This is a genomic window from Legionella sp. 227 (assembly GCF_043161935.1).
GTDB classification, from domain to species: domain Bacteria; phylum Pseudomonadota; class Gammaproteobacteria; order Legionellales; family Legionellaceae; genus Legionella; species Legionella sheltonii.
The window spans coordinates 790,100-809,098 of record NZ_CP171154.1; the positions used below are offsets into that span (position 1 = coordinate 790,100).

The following is an 18,999-nucleotide window of genomic DNA, read 5'->3' on the forward strand; positions in this document are numbered from 1 at the left end:
TAGGCAGCCCCTAATCGATTTCAATGGAGCAATGATCTCCTGTAGTCACTAAAGTCACAATACTGTCTTTTGCTAGCTTTTGGGAACCACATAAAATGTCTGGACCAAATGCTGAATTTTTTCGATAACCAAAGATATATACTTTATTTGCAGGTCCTTTGCCTGAATAGGACTTCCCGCGAGCCCCCGATTTTTTACCCTCCACAGTAAACCCCAAAGCAGCAGCTGTCTTCTCATCGGTTTTTACTTGAACACTGATCGTATCCTTGGCGATGGCTTGAATTGCAAAAGAAAATATAATGAACCCAATCCCATTTTTTATTAAATTTTTCATCATATAAACGCTCCTTGTTCTATGATTCTCTTAATATAACTTATTTAAGGCTTAAGGAATATAAATTCAACTAAATACTAAAAATTTTCTAATTCAAGCTTGTTTTTCGTTACTCTCTTAAGAATAAACCAGTGGAACGAGTCAGATAAATCAATTCCGTGTTTCATATCGGTCAACAAATGGAGACCTACGTGCTGCTCTTGAATTCCAAATCATATACACTATTATCAATATATAGCCAGGTGAATTCGTCTGCGAATAGAATGAGAGGTTTTCTACTCTAATTTTGATAGGAATGTATGGATATATGGTCCTTCCCAGAACCCTATATTTGAATTTTTGTAGCCTGTTCGTTTGATGCATTGATTTTAAGATATTGATTCAGAGCGCTCTAGCTCTTCAAAGAGACACATTGAGTCCAAAAAATAAGGGTTTGTGAATTATGTTGCTAAAATTTTTTAGAGGAAAATCTCCCAGCGCTAGTCATGCAGTAGAGCATGCTGCCATTTTTGGTGTTCATGAAGCACATAAACCCAATTTGTTCAAAGGTGCTCTTTCTGGTGAGCGTTGGCGTCATGAAAGCATGGGCAAAACTTTAAGTACAATAACTGATTATAAAAAATTAGAGGAATTAAAAAAGACAGCAACCGCAAATTTAACTTCTTGGGCGAAAAAAAGATCTGATCCGCCTCCTGAGGTTGAAGTCGTATACCAAGATTGGGGTGTTACAGCGATGGAGGCTACCCAAAAGTATGCAAAAATTTATTCCATATTAAATATGGCCAATTCCCTCTATCCTGGAGGAGGGTCATTGGAAGGCGGAAGTGCTCAAGAAGAAAACATGTGGCATCGAACCACTTGCGCGCTTTCATTAATGGATAAAATAGTCCGACATGATAAGGATTATGAGAATGCATTTCTTTATACTCCTGAAGGCATAGAATTAGTAGAAGGCCGAAGGAGAATGACCCATGAAGAACTCGAAATTTTAAAGCAACGCTGTAAAGAAGCCTATTCACCAAACGCATGTAAAACCTTCCACAGTGATGAACCGAGAATTTGTTTTAGAGGGCCTGAAGTATTGCTTACGCCGTCAATAGATGATTTTTCAGCCAATAAGATTTCTGATCCTGATATGAGCTTCTCATTTCTTGTGCCAACAAATATTTTTCCTTTTCGTGAATTAAGATCTGCAGCGCCAGAACACTTTGCTGAATCCCATTCGAAGGCGCCGGAAGTAGTTAAAGAACACCGGGATGATTTACGACGACGCATTGCGGCACAACTGGACACATTAATTATTGCCAACCAACCTTATGCGATGTTTGGCGCTTGGGGTTGTGGCGAATTTAAAAATGAGCCCGAACTCATCGCTGAAATTTATGCTGAGGAAATTGAAAAAAGAGCCTCTTTTTTCCAACATATCATGTTTCCAATTATTGATACCCGTTCACAAAGCAAAAATTTTGATATCTTTCAAAAAATATTGACTGGTATAAAACTTGGAGAGGATAGCTCACCGCAACCCTCATCCCATATTTAAAATCTCGCTCTAATTTGCAATTTTCCCTCCCGTGACCTTGGCAGAGAAGTGCCCAAGGTCAGTCTACGCAGCATGAGAATATCCCCTCGCTAGCAACATTACTTCGAGTTAGAGAGTTTTCTCTGTTCCTCTATTTCTATTTTCTCGTCATCACTTGCTCCAAGTTCTTCCTCATTTTCACTTTTTTCACCCTTTTCTAAATCGTCCTCAGCAGGGCTCTTAATAATCGATTTAAGGAGAAGAGGGGCGACTCCATTGTTGGTAGGTGTTGACGTTGTATCTTTAGAAACCTCGCTACCACCCCAGGTAACGAGAAATAAGGCTCCATAGAGGAGTTGAAATAAAAACATGACTTGCTTCACTATTTGGTCATCATGAAATACCAAACTGATTGCCAATCCCAGGATCACAGCAGAAAAAATTGCTTGAAGCCCTTGGATCAATTTTTCATTGAGGTGAGTATCGGACCGTACTACAGCATATCCGGAATTTAGGGTCTGGGCAAAAGCGATAGGGATTAAAGCAATAGGACTTGTTGTATTATTAATTTGCATTCCTGCTTGTATTGTACTTTGCGTCACCAATAAACCGCCATTCGTTCTTTGCGTATTCCTATGGGCTGAGGAAGAAGTAGGCACGCGTGCCTGAAGACGAGTTAATATGTTTGAAGTTGATCCTGGCATTTCAAAATCCTTTTAAAAAATATAAATGGCGATTAAAGCCTAGCTTAATCCACTGAGTTAATTGGGCTACTGAAAATTCCTGTTCATTTTTTCATTAAGGTTTTCCAGAGGCAAGTTATTATTTTAACTCGTTTTTTTTCAACTTCAACTTTATTTACAGAAAGAATTTAACGGTTTTCAGTAGCAAAAGATTTCTTATATAAATTCAAAACTTACTTTATAATGTCGCACGATAAAAAACGATTTTTATAATTTACAATAACAAGGAGTAGTGAACATGGCTTATGAAAAACAACCAGCAACAACCTCAAAATCGGTGACTATGTATAACCTGTTAAGCTGGAGCACTGTATATCGAGGCTACAATGCATTGGTTGCTGGGCTTGTAATGTATCAATACATTAATAATCCAGAAGCGGCAGTAATAGAGTATCTCCCGGATGTTGCAATTCATGCCTTTGAAGCAATTGCCCCAAATTCATTAAATAATTTGGCCGCAGGCGCCAATATTACTCGAGGAATACAAGCGGGCCTGGCCTTTTTTTCAGGCCACTCTACTATTCCCAGTGTTGCGAACTTTGTTGATGTATTCAATCACGGAGTCAACACGTATCACCGACTTTCATAATAACAAACCAAATGCATTCTATCAGGTTAAGGAGCTCCTTAACCTGAATCGCAATAGATATAGTTCTTGTATTTGCAATTTCTGTACTGCATGGTTTATCGTTACATGTCTAGTCAACTTAGTTCATTTTCCTAATGAGATTTTTAGAAAAGCATACGCCAAAAGATCCGTCCGCTCAGCACACCATGATTACTGCAAACTTATGGAAGAAAAGCCATCAACGTCTGATCACAGTGATCCATAACACCCCCTGGTACCAATCAACAGGTAGAAATTCTGGTTATGCAGGAACCTGGTTTTTTTTTGGTGGAGTATTGGAGAAAAAAGATAAGCGTCATGCTTCTGGTTGGTTAATTAAACCAAGAGGACTGGTCGAAAATCATTACAGCAAAACCCAATTTTTTGGCCGAGATACTACTCTTTACGTACGGAAACACTCAATAAACAAACTCATTCGTTTTTCACGTTTTGGCGACATTAAAAAAATCTGTATTTCCGCATCACTTGATGGTGGATTTTGGTTATCAGACAAAGGTAAAAAACTGAAACGCTACCTACAAAAAAATTATCCAGACTATTTTCTGCCCGATGAATTAATAAAAAAGATACATGAATCTGCTCTACGTACTGATTTACCTGTTTACACCCGGCGCAAACAGGTAAATCAATGGCTGTCTGAGCAAGGAGTTGTCACTGTAGGGGTATTACATGATGAGTCGCTATTATTCCGGCCTTAGTAACTATGAATTATTAAATTTCCCCCCAGGGGGACTTTGTTTAATAAATAGCGTAGAAGAATAAGATAGTTGCCCAACTGAGTATTTATCATTCCTGTGAAGGCAGGAATCGATTCACAAAGGTCGCATGGTGCCCAATTGATGCGAAGAGGCAATATGAATTTTATAAAGGCCTCTTACTTTTGGTACAGAAAATAAATAGAAAGTTAAGTCAACCTCAACTTGATTACCTATCCATTATTCAGGGTGCCGAAGAGATTAAAAAATTGGAAACAAAGGAATTTCTTTATTGATTTGAGCAAAAGGCTAGTTCGAATAGTTCATGCACCTATCATGTTGTTTATCGGTATTCTGTGTGCTATTCCTTATTGTTTATCTCATTCTGAATAGAGTGGAAGCCCTGAATTTTTCTTGGATACAGCAGCTTATTTTTGTGAATCGATGAGGCAAGTAGTATTTTCAGTTCTATTTTTATTAGCTATGTTGTATTCAGCCTATACTACAAATTTATTCACCCCATTTACTCAAGGTGAGATTGCACGTTCACTAGATGGCATTATTTCATTGGCGCAAGCTAAACTAAACATCGACAAAGAATCGGAGCAGTTTGCACATAAGACCCGTGTTAGCTAACCCCAAAAACTCCTTGTCATAAGCCCAGAGCATAGCGAACTGGGCTTATTAAGAGCTAATGAAGCTTTGTTTTTTCTTTACCGTCGCCAAACAACCAATCGGTACTGACTTCAAGTTCATCGGCAATTTTTTGCATGGAATCGCCATCTAAAGCAACAACACCGTGCAAAAGCGCTTCAATTTTAAATTTAGGTAATTGAAATAATTTGGAGCATACTTGTACGCGCTCAGTCATTAACTCAGGAACACCAAGCTCATCGAGCTCCTGGTTCAAACGTTCAGTGAATTTTTTGTTTGACATGGTAGTCTCCTCTTTCGCTTTTTATCAGTTTAAAACAAATAAGCTTAAGGATTGATTAACAACTGAAATTTAATGTCGGTTCACAATTCGCTACACGTCATCTTGAGAACAACCAGTGACTTTCGCGCTGTAGCACAGGAGTCGGCTGGGGAATACACCCGTTATGCTCGAGATGACGTGGGATTGGGCGAGAATGGAGAATTGTTATTTCAGAAAATAGCGAATAAAAGGAAGAAGAAGTACATTCAAAAGGCCAACTAAGATCATCGCCAAGCTTGCAATTGTCCCTTCGGTTTGCCCTATTTTACGCGCCTGGGCAGTTCCTGCTGCATGTGCGCCAACACCTAAAAAAGCACCTCGGGCAAGAGATGAATTGAACGATACATACATGAGGATAAGCTCACCAATAACGGCTCCCAAAATACCCGTAATAATAACGAAAATAGCCGTCAGATCAGGTGTACCGCCAATGGCACGAGAGACTTCGATTGCGAATGGTGTACTAATCGATCGCGGTAATAAGCTCAAGCGTAAATTTTCATCAAGGCCTAAAAGAACAGCTAATGCCCAACTTGAGATTATGGCAGTTAAACTTCCAGTAATGACACCAATGGACAGCACGGGCCAGTGTTTACGAATGAGCATACGTTGTTCATATATAGGAATTGCAAAGGCGACAGTAGCTGGTCCAAGTAATAAGACCAACCATTGTGTTCCTCGAAAATAATCCTGATAACTAACATGCAATAGATGAATCATCACTGCAATCAGAAGGGGGGTAAGAATAAGCGGCATAAGCCACCAAAATGACCACCGGCGGTACATTTGTTTGACAATAAAGTACAGGCTTATTGTTATAAAGGACCAAAAGACCGTGTGGGTCGCTGAGTTAGTCAGTAGATGACGGAACATGAGCAGTTCTCCAACGATAACAGCAATCCACAACCACCGCGGTAAATAACATCACCAAAAGTGTACTTAACACAATAACAAACAGAATTTTAAGACCCAGGAGACTCAAAAATTCATGATGCTCCAGGACTGCAAGCACCGCTGGAACAAAGAAAAGCAGCATATCCCCAAGGAGTAGTTCTGTACCACGCTTTATAGTGTCTAATCTCATGCATTTGGTCATCAAAAGAAGCAAAACTACACCTAAGCCCAAGACGCCGGCAGGCACAGGTAGTTTGGTAAGCTTAACAACCAGATCGCTAGCCAGCCAAAATAGGCAAACCAATCCCACTTGGAACAGGGGGTTTTTTACACATTTTAATGACATATATTCAGCCGTTATGAGTATTATTCTTTCAAATAAGTGTACATCTTTATTTATTATGAATAAAATGAATTTATAGACTTATATTTATTCTATTTTGGAATTATTATGGAATTTAAACCACTTCGTACATTTGTCGAAGTCGTACGCCAAGGGAGTTTCTCCAAAGCAGCGGAGCTCCTTTTTACTACTCAGTCAACGGTGAGTAAAGCAATAAAACAGCTTGAAGATGAATTGGGTTTTCCTCTCATTGAGCGATTTAAGAAACGTAATGTACCTACGAAAGCGGGTGAACTTGTTTATCACCGAGGGCTCAAACTGATTGCAGAGCGGGATGATCTTCTGAAAGAACTTGATGAGATACGTGGCTTGAAGCAAGGACGATTACGCCTAGGTATTTCTCCGGTAGGGAGTAGCACTCTTTTTGCCCCCCTTTTTGCTCGTTATAACCAGCTTTATCCTGGTATTGAGGTTGAGCTCATTGAACATGGAAGTGATAAGCTCGCGGAATGTTTGCGGGCAGGAGACATAGACTTCGCGGGAACCTTATTACCCATTCCTGAAGAGTTTGATTGTCAACCGATCCGCTCTGAACCCTTGGTTGCGCTCTTAGCATCAAGTCATCCATTAGCAACAAAACATTCCGTTTCTTTATCTGAGCTGAAAGAGATTCCTTTTATTCTTTTCGGTAGTGGATTTGCTTTACATCGAATGATAATGGATGCGAGCCACCATATAGGTTTCGAACCCAAAATAGTGGCACAAAGCAGTCAAATTGATTTTATGTTAGAACTGGTTTCTGCAGGTCTTGGGGTTACTTTTTTGCCACGAATGATTGCGATGCAAAGGCAACACAGCCAAATTCATTCTCTGTTACTTAAAGAAAAAGAACTTCAATGGAATATGGCAATGACATGGCGCAGAAACGCTTATCTTTCTGAAGCTGCGCAAGCATGGCTCGCTTTAGTGCGTGAAGTTCATGTGAACAATCAGGGGAAATAAGAGATGCCGTCAATTCCTGCGCTTCATTACCCTACTGGAATTAAACCAAAATATTAAGTACCGTTATAATGAAACAATAGGTCGAATATTCACCATGAAAATAAACTTAAAACAGTACCTGCAAACAATAAAAATTGCTCCCTTACCAGATAAACCCTCAAGTGAGGAGAAAATCAATTATTTAAACGCCATCTATTTTGCGCATGTTCAAACCTTTCCCTATTCAAATTTTGAATTAAGGAAAATTTCCCGCCAGCACCCTGTCTATAGAGATTCATTATCTTTTTTTAGCTATAAAAATTTACTTACCGCGGATCATGGTGGATATTGTTTTCAAACAGCTGCATTATTATTAGATGCACTATCACAACTAGGGTATGCCGTTTCATTTTGTGCTGCGCGAGTTCTTATGGGGGCAATAGTCAATTCACCAGAAATACTTCAGCTTCCTCTCACGCATCTCATTTTAACGGTACAAATTGATGAACAAAAATTTCTTTTAGATCCCGGCCTCGGTTCTTCCGCACCTCGATTTCCGATACGGATTACCGGAAAAGATGAGTCGATTAGTCAAAATGAAGATGAATTCAAGTTTCACTCGATTGATAACGTTTATGTGCTCGAGAAAAAGACAAGACAGGGATGGCTTCGCTTAATGCAGACTAATTTATGTCCTATAAGTCAAGAAAAGGCAGCAATGAATTTACTCAAACTGGAGCGTTATCCCTTGGCAATTGGAATACGCGATTCTAAAACTGTAATTGGGATCATTACTGAACATGGTCGTAAATCATTAGCTTGGGATGCCCAATCGAAACAATTAAAATTCTCTAAAAGCGAAGGGAATGATTCCATTCAAAAAATAGTGACTGATTTTGAGGAGGCACATCAACTCCTTGTTGATGAATTCCATATTGAGCATATTTCAACTGAAGATTTAGAAGAGTACTGCACAGAAACCGCTTTACCACACCCCATAAAGCCTTGGACCATAAATTTTCCTATTGATAAATTGGAGCAAATCGAAATGGAAAAAAATCTAAAATTTACATGATGAGTAATACAGAAAACGAATATGTGCTGATTAGTGAAATCGGTTTTCAACAGAGTAAGCGCCGAAAAATATGCTATACTTATTGACGAAATATTAATCAATAAGGATTGTTTAATGACAAAAAAGAGGAGGAAATTTAACTCCTAGGAAGGAGTTACCAGTTCAAGGAGAGAAGCCATGGACGATAGAAATCATGATGATACACGCCAGCGGATTGTTGCTATTAATGGCAAACCTTTTTCACAAAATATTGCTTTAAAAGGAATGGATTACATAGAGCAAGAGCTCAAAAAAAAGATGGACTTACGTGAGTCTATCAATGCGGAGAAATTAAAGCATTATACCACCATTTTTAACCCTTTAGCGAAACTCATTTATGAAGATAAAGAGGCACAAAAAAGTCTTAAGGAATTGCGGAAAATATCTGAGCATTCAAAGACTAAATTGGTTTTACCGACCTATCCTAAAATAAAACCCAAAATAAAAAGTGGCTCATTGCTTATTGTGACCGCTCCTCCATATGATTTTGAATGGACCTTTGATTCGTTAGTTCATGATAATACAGGAGGCCAAGCAGAGGCATCCAAGGCAGATGGTCGCTTTATCGCTGACTACAGTGTTTTTAGTGGTGGTACCGCATTAGGCGCTTCCGGTGTGGGGATATTTTTTAGACCGATTGCTGAGAGTACCTGGGTTCGTTTTTCGCCCTTTATAAAATACAGTTTTGCATGGCACGATTGGTCCAATTTGGGCCCCACGGCACATAGTGATGGCTTTCTTGCAATTCGGATCATTAGTTTTGATTTTAATGGTAATGATGTTCGTATTGAACAAGATCCCCGCTTTCAACTATGGAGTGATGGAACAGGTTGGTCTGAAGATCACTCAAACTCAGATGATGACGAATTATTTCCCGTAGCCCAAAGTACACTTTATTTTCAAGCAACGAGTGATCGTTTGTATAACTTATGGGTATGGGGATACTCGGATGGCGACGGAACTGATGGTGATGTGTTCTGGAGTAATTCCTGGGGAAGCCTGAAGGTATTTGTACCGTTTGCTGCAATTGAGCAATGGAGTTAGGTTCCCATACTTTACCTCAATTTTAAAAATTGATAAGGATTTATTGTACTGTCACTTTGAGAAATTTCTTACACGAATATGAGATAAAAAAGCGATGATAATTTAGAACAGTTTGTTATGCTTAAATCAACGAGGAATGACAGTGGATGTCTTAAAGGGAATTTATAGCATCATGGAAGACGCTATGCCACAAGGATGTGGTTACTCTCCTCGTATTAGTCTGCAATATAAGTCTGGTTATGCCAATTAATCAGACTTAATTTTTTTGTATTTCCATTAGATTTACTAGCCCATTATTTATTTTAACTTGAGAATACCCTCACCCCGAGTATCCCCTATTCTTCCGACAATAGGATGAGGGCTCTAGGCGCTGCCCCCTGAGATAGGATCTCATCAAATTTTTCCATCCATCTTCACCATGTTTGACACAATTTTTTCTCAATTCTTATTTTATTTTGGCTAATTTCATTGCTGTTTAGATTCATTTTAAATAAAGCATGTATTAAAATAACACCAAGAACAAAATAGCATCTTAAAGTCCAAATAATATCTTGACTAGAGATTATTTGTAGTACATCTTATGCTATCTTTACCCGCTCGAGCCAAAAGATGATCATTAATGAGCTATTTAACTGGCTTCATGCCAATGAAGAATCACTTCATCTTTCCGATCACTACCTTTCCAGAGATCTTCTCGAATCAGAACAAATCCAAGCAAAAACAACACACCGAAGACTTTTGGCGGAGATACGCCTTGCTAAATTCAATAGCCAAAAAACAGATGAACTGATAAACAAATTAGAACAGCACCAAGGGTTCATGGATTATCTTGAATTTTGCAGCCAAAAATTTGTTGAAGATTCGGCAACTTCTTTATTTTTAATCACATTTCAATATGTGTTATCTAAATCTCAACCGGAAATAGCGTATCTAGGCGCTCGATGGAATGAATTATTTTTTGCCTTATTGCAAACAGATAAAAACAAACTCCTTTCTTTTTATCAAGGCAATGCAGCTTTATTTAAAAATCATCCTGAAATTCAAAAACGCGTTGTGCTTGAGTTGCATGAACAAAAACGTAATGAAGCAATTAAACAAGTTGAAAACCATTTAATTCGTTTAAACGAACAATTAGCCAATCAAAAAAATCCACTAGGAATCATTGGATTATGTCGAGAATGGGTCAGCGAACCCGAGTTGTTTGCTGCATTAATACTCTGGCTTTTACAGCGTAATGTCACTACGAAACAAATTCTGCAAACCTACTTATTTCATGACTTTCTTAAATACCATTTATTTACTTTGTACTCGGAAGACAATGAAATTTTTCACTTATTTGCTCTACTCAATCACTTTCCGGAAACCAAGCCCCTCCTGGAAGCAGCGAAACAAACACGTAGCGATGAGCAAGCATTTCAGCACTATGCACTCGACGGAACTTTGAGCAAGAATAAATTACAGGATATTTCTCGCTCAGTACCCCCTTTACAATTTTCTTTAAAACCAACCAATTTTTTAGCGTTACACAAACTCTTTGGCCAACAATTTCTTATCGCGGCGATCACTTCAGAGGAACAAAATAATTCAAAATGGTTACACACATTAAACCAAACCTTAAATCAACCTCAAGTTATTGCGCATGAGTTACCGACTATTATTGCTCTTGTTGCTCGGGAATATTCCCCTCAAACTTTAGAACACCTGGCTCATTTAATCGATGATGATACCGCACAACAACTTTTATCCAATAATGAAGGCGCGGTATTTTATCTATTACCCTATAAACCGAAGCTTTTAGAGCATATCAATGAAGAAAATGTAACTCGCTTTATTCAACAAATCACGCTAGGAAATACGTCGGATCCCGAAATTATTTTTCAATTGATGGCCTTATTCTCGATGTTGTCTAAGGAAAAAAATCCTGTGACTCAACGTGTATTTGAGGCAATTCTCGATAACCTTGCGCTCCATCCCATGTTGCTGGAAGACGAAAAATTACTACGCCGGTTAAGAAAATACCCAGATTGCGGGCGAATCATTGACCAAAAAAGTGAAGCAATAAAGCAATACGTGAATACGTGCATTATCGCCCAAACGAGCGAACCCGCATTAAGTAGCGACAATTATCATCTCATCGAAGATACCTGGCTTAATGCAACTCGCAAACTTACCGTATTGGATTTAATCAAACCACAGGCAAAGTTCGAACTCGATAATAAATATGCTCTTCAAGCAAAAATAGCTGAAGTCGCTTTTCTTTGTCATGGGGAACATTTTGATTTAAATGCCTTTATCGATGCCCTGTCTTTAGCGCCGGTAGTTGCTGATGAAGTCAGTGAGTACGAACGCGTTTTGATTGAAATTCTTGCCGTCATCGATGATGAGTTCATCCGAGAACAAATTCTTAAACTTTTAGAAGATGAGCCAATACAACGGCTTAATTGGGCAGAAAAAGAATATGAAGGCAAAACAATTTTTATAAAAGCGGCCCAACATGGCAATTTGGGTTTAATCGCTCTTTTAGAAGATCAAATTGCCCCCAACGCATTGAATAAAGCGATAAGAACTGCGGCAAGAGCAAATCAATGGCGCGTTGTAGATCATCTTTGTCGAAACAATAAGGTACAATTGAGCTCAGCGGAGCTCGAAAAAATAATTTTCTTGGCTGCAGGACAAGGCCAATTAAACGTTATAAAGTATCTTTTAAACACTTATGATTATGAGCCATCCTCAACAGAACTGATTCACATTCTCAATGCGGCAATTACCTATGATCAACTGGGTGTTATTCAATTGTTTTATTATTCTGCGGATAATATGCCAAAACAATCAGGGATTAATAAGCTGTTTCAGGCAGCGATTGAACTAGGGCATTGGGATATCGCCCTATTTATCGCTCAATCAGAGAAAAATCCCCCCTCTCTTGTGGCTACCGAAAAAGCATTTACCCACGCCGCAAATACCATGCAGCTGGAGGCAATGAAAAAACTTTGCCTTTCATCAACCAATGCCCCTAGTGCGCAGACCATTCAGCGCGTATTTGTAAAAGCGTGCCAAGAGGGCAATTTACCCGTGGTTCAAAGCCTTGGTGAGTTTTCTAAACAATTCCCCCCAGCAATACTTGGAGAAGCCTTGGCACAAGCAAGTATCTATGAGCATATAGACATTATTAGTCATTTATGTAATTTATCCACTAACCCTCCAAAACAATCTTCAATAAATCATGGGCTGGTAGCCGCAGCAAAAGCAGGAAAGCGAGAATCTGTTCAATTTTTTTGCTCCATGACTACCCCAAATCAGCCGACTCAACGCGGTGTCAATCAAGCATTGCTTGAGACAGTTAAAAATAACCGGGTAGAAATATTTATTGAATTATGTCGTTCACATCAACATGCTCCAAGTAAAATGGCTATAAGAGAGTCATTTCTTCTCGCAGTGAAAATGGGGAAACTGGATAGTGTTGGATGTATCTGTACTTATGAAATGAGCGCGCTTAACCAACGTACTGTTGAGACGGCATTAATTTTAGCAGTAAAACATAAAAAACCCGATATTGTTCGTTATTTATGTGAACTTTCAACCAATTCGCCCGAAAAGAAATCATTAAAAATGGCTGTTAATAAAGCAGCTGCAAGCAATCAAACGGCAGTGGCTGAATACTTACGTGAACAATTGCGAAGTAAAACAAATGCTCAGAATAAAATAGACCATGAACTGGATAATAGTTCAGGGACTCATAGCGATTCAGAGTTTAGTCACTTTTCAGAGCTTGACAATGATTCCGAAACGGATAGAGAAATTACGAGCAATCCAGGAGAGGATAATAACAACGCAGAAAATCATCACCACTTAACCGTTGATCATCCTGTAGAAATTGAGGGTCGCTCTGAGGAAAATCAAAATACTGAGATAGGTGCATCATTGGAGTCCCATGGGCTTTTCAAAACGAAAAAACAACACCATAGACATTCAACATCCGTAGATTTAGTGGGAAGGCATAGTTTATGTTAATAATGGGGTTGTTTTAACCGTTACCTTGAAATCGAGTCTTGCTTTTGCAGTTAATAGACAGATGGAGAGCGGCTCAAGCTTGATCTATCGCTTCTCATTGATTTGAGCCAATGAGTTACATCTCCATGGAAAACTGCAAATCATCGTCTTTCTCATTTTGTTGACGCGCTAAAGTTTGAGCCATATGCTCTTGTTGTTCAGGAGGTATTAGCAAAGCAGCATTTTCTTTTAGTACTTTAAAATTATCTTGCAAAATTGTTATATTTCTTCCTAATTTTTTAAAAGCTGCTTGCGTTGATGTTAGTTCCTTAATTTGCTTTTGTTTTGAATCTAAATCAGACATTAACGTTGTATTTTCCCTTCTTAATGTTGCGATTTCAGCAACCAATCCCTCTCGAGCTTGCGATGCCAGTTCATAGTCATGACATATTTTTTGCGCCGTCTCGATTGATGTTTGGGGTACAAAAAATAAAAATATACTCTTCAATGGTCCAGGGTTCTTATCGGCGATAAAAATGCTCCAGCCTCCGGGTTCCTTAGGAATGGGAGTCGTAGCAAATATTCTTTGCTTTTTATCAATTGTCCCATCCTTTTCTTGTATCGTCTTTTTTATTTCTTGCGTTTGTTGTTCCAGCTGCTTAAGGGGCTCCACCTTCGCCTTCATTTCTTTGAGAGCGGCTAAAACGTTGGGAAGTGATTTTTCAAATTCAGCAATCACTTTGAGTAAGTCCTCATCGGTAAGAACATCTAAAACAGAATATTTTGTATGGGTGCGCAGGCTAGAAAGTTCGGCTTGCCAGACAGCCTTTGTTAAAATATCAAATGCATTATAACAATCGTAGTTGATGTATTCTTCATCTAGGCTTAGAATCGTACGTATTGCGTTCTTCAAACGCGAACGCACATCTTTATTAAATCCAGATAACCTGGATAGAGGATTTGCCATTAAACTCTCTAATATTAATCATATTGAATAATTTTAGCACATCCATCCTTAACGCTTTCTTAGGTTCATAATTCACAAAATAGGACTGTTACTCAATATGTAATAGGTCCTATACTCAATGTATGAGTGATCACGAAAAAAAGAGATTAGGAAGTTCCATCAGGGACACGACTGAATGGGAGATTTTTATGAGCTATTGCATTCAAGCGGCTATGTTTCGTTTACCAATCCCTTATTTTAATCGTTTTGTGCATGACTTTTGGATTTTAAGAGATCTGGAGCGAAATACGGTAATCGCCCAATTGCATGGGCTTGCTATGTCACGAAGTACTGGATGTATTGTACCTATTGGTTACCGCAGAGATCATAGTTTAAGGGCCTATGGTCTTACTTATGATACCCGGTTCGCTCATCAATATGGTTTAACACTAAGTTCTTTTGCACTGCCTATTCATGCCTACTTCACCGTGTATCAAAAAGAGGATTGCGTGCACCATTGGTTACGCGCAATAAACGCTGTGAAGGCAATCAATGATTTGGATCTTGATTATCCTTTCGCTGGATTCACTATTCCTCTATCTGCGACCATTAATAGTAACTCTATCTATCATACTTTTGCGCAAGTAATGGACTTACCCTTACATGCTTTCGATGGCTTTTTCCATATTGGGATAGAAACTTCTGTTTATGACCAAATTAAGCCTCACTTGTAAAATCATATATTTTAGAGGTTTTCTCTCAATTTGCCGCAGCCGTAGGTTGGACCAAGGCCCAACTCTTATAAATACTCGGACCGTAACGAGAGTAATCGCAGTCTGGGCTAGCGTAACGTAACCCGGGATTGTTGGACTTCAGTCCACATAATGACTAACCGAAGTATGGCTTACCCCTAACCCAGGCTACCAATCTACAGCGCAATAACGTCTGTTTGCGAGGGTACCGAATAAATGCCCATGGTGTTTGTATCATTTGACAAAGTAACCGTCATCCCAAGATTATTTGCGGGTAAGCCATCTATAAGTACATTAAAGGCCCCGGTTAAGGGGGTCACTAAAGCCATAAATGTTCCTGAAATAACGCCACCCATGGTCCCCGCTTGATCCCCATTCGATTCAGGAATAATAGTTCCCGTATTACAGCTTGGGGATGCGTTGATTAATACCGTGGGCACGAAATCAACGCAGGTGAGCCAGGTACCAATATTCATAAACGGGTTAGGAGTTCCACGCGGGGGCATTTTGCATACATCAATTGGGCCCGGAGTCATCACCTCTCCACCTATCATACACGCCATTGTCATTTTGCTTATCCTAACTGAACTTGTTTCGCTGCAATCTTTGCATCACCCTGAGCATAAATTTCCATTTCATCACAATCGATCCGATAGGTGTGTTTTACAATACTACGTAAGTGGCCTATTAATTGATGCTCGAGTTCATTGATTTGCTGATAAAAACGTATTGCTTGCGTATTGATTGTGTCACTAATCGTTTGAATGTAGTGGCACATCAGATTTAATGATTGATATGAAAAGTTAAGTACATCCCCTTTGAATGAAGCATTTTTTATTGAAAATGTCCCCTGATTGCAATCAATATTTTGGGTGGACGAACTTAAATTTATGGTTTCTTGAGCAACCAAATGAATATGAGGAGCATTCAATTTTAAATCATGATTCTCGCCAATAAGACTCAAGTGCTCCCCTAGTTTCATGGTCACAGGAGCAGGTTTTGGACGATGGATAATCGACAAAATATAATAATTATTTGCCTCTTTAAACAACAACACTTCATCATCAACTAGAGGAGTAATAACGCATGAAAATGCAGGTTGAGCATTCACTAAATGACCTTGAGTCAAGATATGATATCCATCACCTGAAAAAAATTTAATTTTTCCTTTCACTAATTCACCTTGAGTGCCGGTAATTGTTAATTCAGGTTCAAGCATTATGGACTCCTTTTTTCTTTCTATGACCACTGTTCTGCTTCCAATAATTCTGGGTTTGTTGTCAATACATTATCGCGCTCTGCATGCGTCCAATTGACCTGTTCTTCAGTAACATGGTGTAAAGAAGCCAGGTTTAATTTTGCTTCGGAGAAGTCGCAAGCCGTTAAATGACTGTTATTGAAGCGAGCGTAATTGAGTACCGCCTTAGTGAATGAAGAATTCTGAATTTCGGACTCTTCAAACAAGGACTGAGTTAAATCGGCAGCAACAAAAAAACAATGACTTATTTGGGACTGACTCAAATTGCATTGATTGAGGTGACAATGAGAAAAATCAACCCCATTTAATTGAGTTTTCTGCAAAACCGCTGGTGCCAAGTCCATTCCTTTAAACGTAGTTTGATTAATTGTTGCTTTAAATAAATTGATCTGTTTTATTCCTGAGGCTACAGAAAAATCAGACTCATAAATCTTCGCTTCAATAAATAAGCTTCTAAAAAGATTGCAGTGATTGAACTTTATTTTATTGAATTCACTAGCCTCAAAATTTGCTGCCGTTAAATTAACTCTATCAAATAAAACAGAAACAAAACGTGCGTTTTTTGCGGTACTTTTTTCCATGGTTGAATTCATAAAAACGGACTTAGATAAGTCACATTTTGAAAAATTCGTTTGATTTAAGGTGCAATTTTTAAAATGGCTCTTTTGCAAATTATGCCCAAGCAATTTGCTATTCGAAAAATTAGATTCTGTTGCATGCAGATTAATGGAACCTTCATTTAATTGAAACATAGAAGCATTCCAATTGGTGTGCATACTGGTTAAATGGTTTATGGTACAGGAAGTAAGCGTACACAACTGCATAGTACATGCTTCAAATGTAACGTGTTCTAAACGACATTTTTCAAAGACAGAAGCTATCAACCTCACATTCTTAAACACCACATTCTTAAATTCAACTTCCACGAATACTGCGCGCAGCGCCTCAATTCCTTCAATGGTTATAGACTCCAACACAACTTTTTGAATGATTTTTCTTTGCGCCAGCTTTGTTGCCAATTCTTCAGCATTCATGAGGGTTGTTCCTCCTGATTTAAAGTAATATTTTTCACGAGGCAATCCTCGATTGTCACTTCCTTCCTTTGGCAATCAGTGAACGCGATACTGTATAAATTACAATGATTAAATGTCGTTGTGTCAAACGTTGAACTATGGAATATACCCTGAAAAAAATTGATGTCCTGAAAAGAACATGAATCAATGGTTGAATTCACAAACCTGAATTTTTTAGCGCTGCATTTGCGGAACATTGCTTTTTTCCAGGTGCTGTGTACCACCTGGGAGGCATCCAAGCTGGAGTCAATCACAGTAAGGCCTTCATAATGACCACCTAGTAAGGCCGAATTGCTCAAATTGCATTGTTCAAAATGACTTATTGATATTTTGGTTTGTTCATTGCCACGTAGATGAGCCAAATTGCATTGGATAAAATGGTTTTGCGCTAGCTTGGCCTTCTGAAAATTGACGCGGGTTAGTTGACTACTAGAAAAAGTACTCTCAGAAATGGTTGACCATTTACAACTAAGACGCTCACACTGACTGTTCTCTAAAAGAAGATGTTCAATAGCACAATTAGTGAGTGAAAGATGAGGTGCGATTAGATTATTTCCGACCACATCCGATAATTGAATTCCTACAAAATGCGCATGCGACAAATCCGCTTTGGAGAAATTAATCGAGCGCCAATGGCCTTGATGAACATTCGCAAATTGCATTCTCGCTTCAGTAAAATCACTCCCCTCAAATGTGCAGTCTACCAGATCAAGAAAATTAGCTTTTATGCCAACAAAGTGCCCTTCATGAAAGTGGCATTTCTTAAAATGCACTTGATTTAAAATAGCGTTTGCGAAATTAATCTTTTTACCAGAACAGTCCTCAATCAATGCATGCTGCAAACAACTTTCCGAAAAATTTGCTCCATCTAAAGCAGAGTTTTTAATTAGGGCGTTGGTTAAATTGGCATGAGCCAACTGTGTCTCAGATAAATGAGCATCGAATAATGTGGCCATTGCTAAATTGGCGTGGATTAACCTCGTTCGAGTCAAGTTACATGCGCTCAAATTACAGCCTGATAAATTAATTCCTGATAAATCCAAATCAGATAAATCAATTCCAGCCAAATTTTCTCCAGAAAAATCTTTTCCCTGTTTTAGACTTGTAACAACTGCCTCACGTGAATAGGTTGATGTGCGCACGGCCCCTGTTCTAAATTGAGTTATTGCACTGACTTGATCCAGATATTTAATCTGTTGTTCCAGCTTTTTAAACCGACCTAATTCTTCAGATTGAGCGGATGTTGGAGAAGTTCTATTCGTAATCTGCTTTTTAAGAAAATCCAGAAATTGCCTCCCCTGGCCATTGCCTCCATAAGGGATTTTTTCAGGGTGTGATTCTGCCCTGAGCATATTTTTTAAAGAAGCGGGGGCAGGAAATGCTTGGTTGCGATTTTTAAAGTACTGTTCCATTGCCATGAGAGACTCTGTAGGGGTTTTTCCCTGAAATATCTTAACTGCTTGATTCTGCTGCAAATATTTTTTCCTTTCTGGAAACACATGTTCAGCTATTTCATTTACTTCTTCATCTAAATTAAAACCCAATCCCCTTAACATGGATTGATTCGTAGTTTTGGAATCACTGGGTATTTTTTTAGGGATTACCTCTTTGGGTTTGCTACGCCGGTTCGCATAATAATCGATATCCTTAGGTGTTTCGGCCAAAACCTCATTCACACTATTAATAAACTCAATATCATTAGCAGC

Annotated in this window: 19 protein-coding genes; 9 read left to right on the forward strand and 10 right to left on the reverse strand. The window is 38.7% G+C overall.

Annotated elements, in window-relative coordinates; translation table 11 throughout:
* Nucleotides 1-10 precede the first annotated feature (10 nt).
* Entirely contained in the window at nt 11-337 is a 327-nt protein-coding gene (locus tag ACF8MK_RS03420) for a hypothetical protein (RefSeq protein ID WP_392538170.1), read from the reverse strand.
* 439 nt (nt 338-776) lie between these two features.
* Between ACF8MK_RS03420 and ACF8MK_RS03425 the strand changes: the two genes are divergently transcribed.
* The gene (locus ACF8MK_RS03425; RefSeq protein ID WP_392538171.1) at nt 777-1,877 is read left to right on the forward strand and encodes a poly(ADP-ribose) glycohydrolase domain-containing protein; all 1,101 of its coding nucleotides are present in this window, start codon (nt 777-779) and stop codon (nt 1,875-1,877) included.
* A 98-nt stretch (nt 1,878-1,975) separates the two neighbouring features.
* Here the strand turns inward: ACF8MK_RS03425 and ACF8MK_RS03430 are convergent, their stop codons facing one another.
* Nucleotides 1,976-2,560 carry a hypothetical protein gene (locus ACF8MK_RS03430; RefSeq protein ID WP_392538172.1) on the reverse strand — a complete coding sequence of 195 codons (585 nt, stop codon included), beginning with the start codon at nt 2,558-2,560 and terminating at the stop codon, nt 1,976-1,978.
* Nucleotides 2,561-2,837: 277 nt separating this feature from the next.
* Between ACF8MK_RS03430 and ACF8MK_RS03435 the strand changes: the two genes are divergently transcribed.
* From ACF8MK_RS03435 to ACF8MK_RS03445, 3 genes are all read left to right on the forward strand, one after another.
* Nucleotides 2,838-3,188: a hypothetical protein gene (locus ACF8MK_RS03435; protein WP_392538173.1), complete on the forward strand. Its 351-nt coding sequence runs from the start codon at nt 2,838-2,840 to the stop codon at nt 3,186-3,188.
* A gap of 134 nt (nt 3,189-3,322) precedes the next feature.
* Nucleotides 3,323-3,925, forward strand: coding sequence for a hypothetical protein (locus ACF8MK_RS03440; RefSeq protein ID WP_392538174.1), 603 nt, complete (start codon nt 3,323-3,325; stop codon nt 3,923-3,925).
* Between the two features lie 441 nt (nt 3,926-4,366).
* Entirely contained in the window at nt 4,367-4,558 is a 192-nt protein-coding gene (locus tag ACF8MK_RS03445; protein ID WP_392538175.1) for a hypothetical protein, read from the forward strand.
* A 55-nt stretch (nt 4,559-4,613) separates the two neighbouring features.
* Here ACF8MK_RS03445 and ACF8MK_RS03450 read toward each other — a convergent pair whose 3' ends face one another.
* From ACF8MK_RS03450 to ACF8MK_RS03460, 3 genes are all read right to left on the reverse strand, one after another.
* Entirely contained in the window at nt 4,614-4,859 is a 246-nt protein-coding gene (locus ACF8MK_RS03450; protein WP_392538176.1) for a hypothetical protein, read from the reverse strand.
* 204 nt (nt 4,860-5,063) lie between these two features.
* Nucleotides 5,064-5,771, reverse strand: a complete 708-nt coding sequence (locus ACF8MK_RS03455; protein ID WP_392538177.1) for an LrgB family protein — start codon at nt 5,769-5,771, stop codon at nt 5,064-5,066.
* Nucleotides 5,749-6,138, reverse strand: a complete 390-nt coding sequence (locus tag ACF8MK_RS03460; protein WP_392538178.1) for a CidA/LrgA family protein — start codon at nt 6,136-6,138, stop codon at nt 5,749-5,751. The genes ACF8MK_RS03455 and ACF8MK_RS03460 overlap by 23 nt, the downstream gene beginning before the upstream one ends.
* 105 nt (nt 6,139-6,243) lie before the next feature.
* Here ACF8MK_RS03460 and ACF8MK_RS03465 point away from each other — a divergent pair, with 105 nt between their 5' ends.
* From ACF8MK_RS03465 to ACF8MK_RS03480, 4 genes are all read left to right on the forward strand, one after another.
* Nucleotides 6,244-7,137: a LysR family transcriptional regulator gene (locus tag ACF8MK_RS03465; RefSeq protein ID WP_392538179.1), complete on the forward strand. Its 894-nt coding sequence runs from the start codon at nt 6,244-6,246 to the stop codon at nt 7,135-7,137.
* A gap of 94 nt (nt 7,138-7,231) precedes the next feature.
* Nucleotides 7,232-8,191 carry an arylamine N-acetyltransferase gene (locus ACF8MK_RS03470; RefSeq protein WP_392538180.1) on the forward strand — a complete coding sequence of 320 codons (960 nt, stop codon included), beginning with the start codon at nt 7,232-7,234 and terminating at the stop codon, nt 8,189-8,191.
* Between the two features lie 177 nt (nt 8,192-8,368).
* Entirely contained in the window at nt 8,369-9,274 is a 906-nt protein-coding gene (locus ACF8MK_RS03475; protein WP_265702018.1) for a hypothetical protein, read from the forward strand.
* Nucleotides 9,275-9,883: 609 nt separating this feature from the next.
* Nucleotides 9,884-13,285, forward strand: coding sequence for an ankyrin repeat domain-containing protein (locus ACF8MK_RS03480; protein ID WP_392538181.1), 3,402 nt, complete (start codon nt 9,884-9,886; stop codon nt 13,283-13,285).
* A gap of 115 nt (nt 13,286-13,400) precedes the next feature.
* Here the strand turns inward: ACF8MK_RS03480 and ACF8MK_RS03485 are convergent, their stop codons facing one another.
* Nucleotides 13,401-14,231, reverse strand: coding sequence for a hypothetical protein (locus ACF8MK_RS03485; protein ID WP_392538182.1), 831 nt, complete (start codon nt 14,229-14,231; stop codon nt 13,401-13,403).
* A gap of 188 nt (nt 14,232-14,419) precedes the next feature.
* Between ACF8MK_RS03485 and ACF8MK_RS03490 the strand changes: the two genes are divergently transcribed.
* Nucleotides 14,420-14,944 carry a hypothetical protein gene (locus ACF8MK_RS03490; RefSeq protein ID WP_392538183.1) on the forward strand — a complete coding sequence of 175 codons (525 nt, stop codon included), beginning with the start codon at nt 14,420-14,422 and terminating at the stop codon, nt 14,942-14,944.
* 194 nt (nt 14,945-15,138) lie between these two features.
* Here the strand turns inward: ACF8MK_RS03490 and ACF8MK_RS03495 are convergent, their stop codons facing one another.
* Genes ACF8MK_RS03495 through ACF8MK_RS03510 form a run of 4 tightly spaced genes read right to left on the reverse strand, consistent with a single transcriptional unit; the run spans nt 15,139 to nt 18,849 of the window.
* Nucleotides 15,139-15,531, reverse strand: coding sequence for a PAAR-like domain-containing protein (locus tag ACF8MK_RS03495; protein ID WP_265702014.1), 393 nt, complete (start codon nt 15,529-15,531; stop codon nt 15,139-15,141).
* 5 nt (nt 15,532-15,536) lie between these two features.
* A complete protein-coding gene (locus ACF8MK_RS03500; protein WP_392538184.1) occupies nt 15,537-16,181 on the reverse strand; it encodes a DUF3540 domain-containing protein in 645 nt (214 codons plus the stop codon).
* 20 nt (nt 16,182-16,201) lie between these two features.
* Complete coding sequence (locus ACF8MK_RS03505; protein ID WP_392538185.1) at nt 16,202-17,254, reverse strand: pentapeptide repeat-containing protein; 1,053 nt, start codon at nt 17,252-17,254, stop codon at nt 16,202-16,204.
* Nucleotides 17,251-18,849 carry a pentapeptide repeat-containing protein gene (locus tag ACF8MK_RS03510; RefSeq protein ID WP_392538911.1) on the reverse strand — a complete coding sequence of 533 codons (1,599 nt, stop codon included), beginning with the start codon at nt 18,847-18,849 and terminating at the stop codon, nt 17,251-17,253. The genes ACF8MK_RS03505 and ACF8MK_RS03510 overlap by 4 nt, the downstream gene beginning before the upstream one ends.
* Nucleotides 18,850-18,999: the final 150 nt, after the last annotated feature.

Bases quoted from the DNA above. Each gene is read 5' to 3' on its own strand.
- ACF8MK_RS03500 (WP_392538184.1), bottom strand. From the start codon at position 16,181: ATGCTTGAACCTGAATTAACAATTACCGGCACTCAAGGTGAATTAGTG.
- ACF8MK_RS03460 (WP_392538178.1), bottom strand. From the start codon at position 6,138: ATGTCATTAAAATGTGTAAAAAACCCCCTGTTCCAAGTGGGATTGGTT.
- ACF8MK_RS03495 (WP_265702014.1), bottom strand. From the start codon at position 15,531: ATGACAATGGCGTGTATGATAGGTGGAGAGGTGATGACTCCGGGCCCA.
- ACF8MK_RS03430 (WP_392538172.1), bottom strand. From the start codon at position 2,560: ATGCCAGGATCAACTTCAAACATATTAACTCGTCTTCAGGCACGCGTG.
- ACF8MK_RS03490 (WP_392538183.1), top strand. From the start codon at position 14,420: ATGAGCTATTGCATTCAAGCGGCTATGTTTCGTTTACCAATCCCTTAT.
- ACF8MK_RS03470 (WP_392538180.1), top strand. From the start codon at position 7,232: ATGAAAATAAACTTAAAACAGTACCTGCAAACAATAAAAATTGCTCCC.
- ACF8MK_RS03505 (WP_392538185.1), bottom strand. From the start codon at position 17,254: ATGAATGCTGAAGAATTGGCAACAAAGCTGGCGCAAAGAAAAATCATT.
- ACF8MK_RS03485 (WP_392538182.1), bottom strand. From the start codon at position 14,231: ATGGCAAATCCTCTATCCAGGTTATCTGGATTTAATAAAGATGTGCGT.
- ACF8MK_RS03435 (WP_392538173.1), top strand. From the start codon at position 2,838: ATGGCTTATGAAAAACAACCAGCAACAACCTCAAAATCGGTGACTATG.
- ACF8MK_RS03480 (WP_392538181.1), top strand. From the start codon at position 9,884: ATGATCATTAATGAGCTATTTAACTGGCTTCATGCCAATGAAGAATCA.
- ACF8MK_RS03475 (WP_265702018.1), top strand. From the start codon at position 8,369: ATGGACGATAGAAATCATGATGATACACGCCAGCGGATTGTTGCTATT.
- ACF8MK_RS03440 (WP_392538174.1), top strand. From the start codon at position 3,323: ATGAGATTTTTAGAAAAGCATACGCCAAAAGATCCGTCCGCTCAGCAC.
- ACF8MK_RS03425 (WP_392538171.1), top strand. From the start codon at position 777: ATGTTGCTAAAATTTTTTAGAGGAAAATCTCCCAGCGCTAGTCATGCA.
- ACF8MK_RS03445 (WP_392538175.1), top strand. From the start codon at position 4,367: ATGAGGCAAGTAGTATTTTCAGTTCTATTTTTATTAGCTATGTTGTAT.
- ACF8MK_RS03455 (WP_392538177.1), bottom strand. From the start codon at position 5,771: ATGTTCCGTCATCTACTGACTAACTCAGCGACCCACACGGTCTTTTGG.
- ACF8MK_RS03465 (WP_392538179.1), top strand. From the start codon at position 6,244: ATGGAATTTAAACCACTTCGTACATTTGTCGAAGTCGTACGCCAAGGG.
- ACF8MK_RS03510 (WP_392538911.1), bottom strand. From the start codon at position 18,849: ATGTTAAGGGGATTGGGTTTTAATTTAGATGAAGAAGTAAATGAAATA.
- ACF8MK_RS03420 (WP_392538170.1), bottom strand. From the start codon at position 337: ATGATGAAAAATTTAATAAAAAATGGGATTGGGTTCATTATATTTTCT.
- ACF8MK_RS03450 (WP_392538176.1), bottom strand. From the start codon at position 4,859: ATGTCAAACAAAAAATTCACTGAACGTTTGAACCAGGAGCTCGATGAG.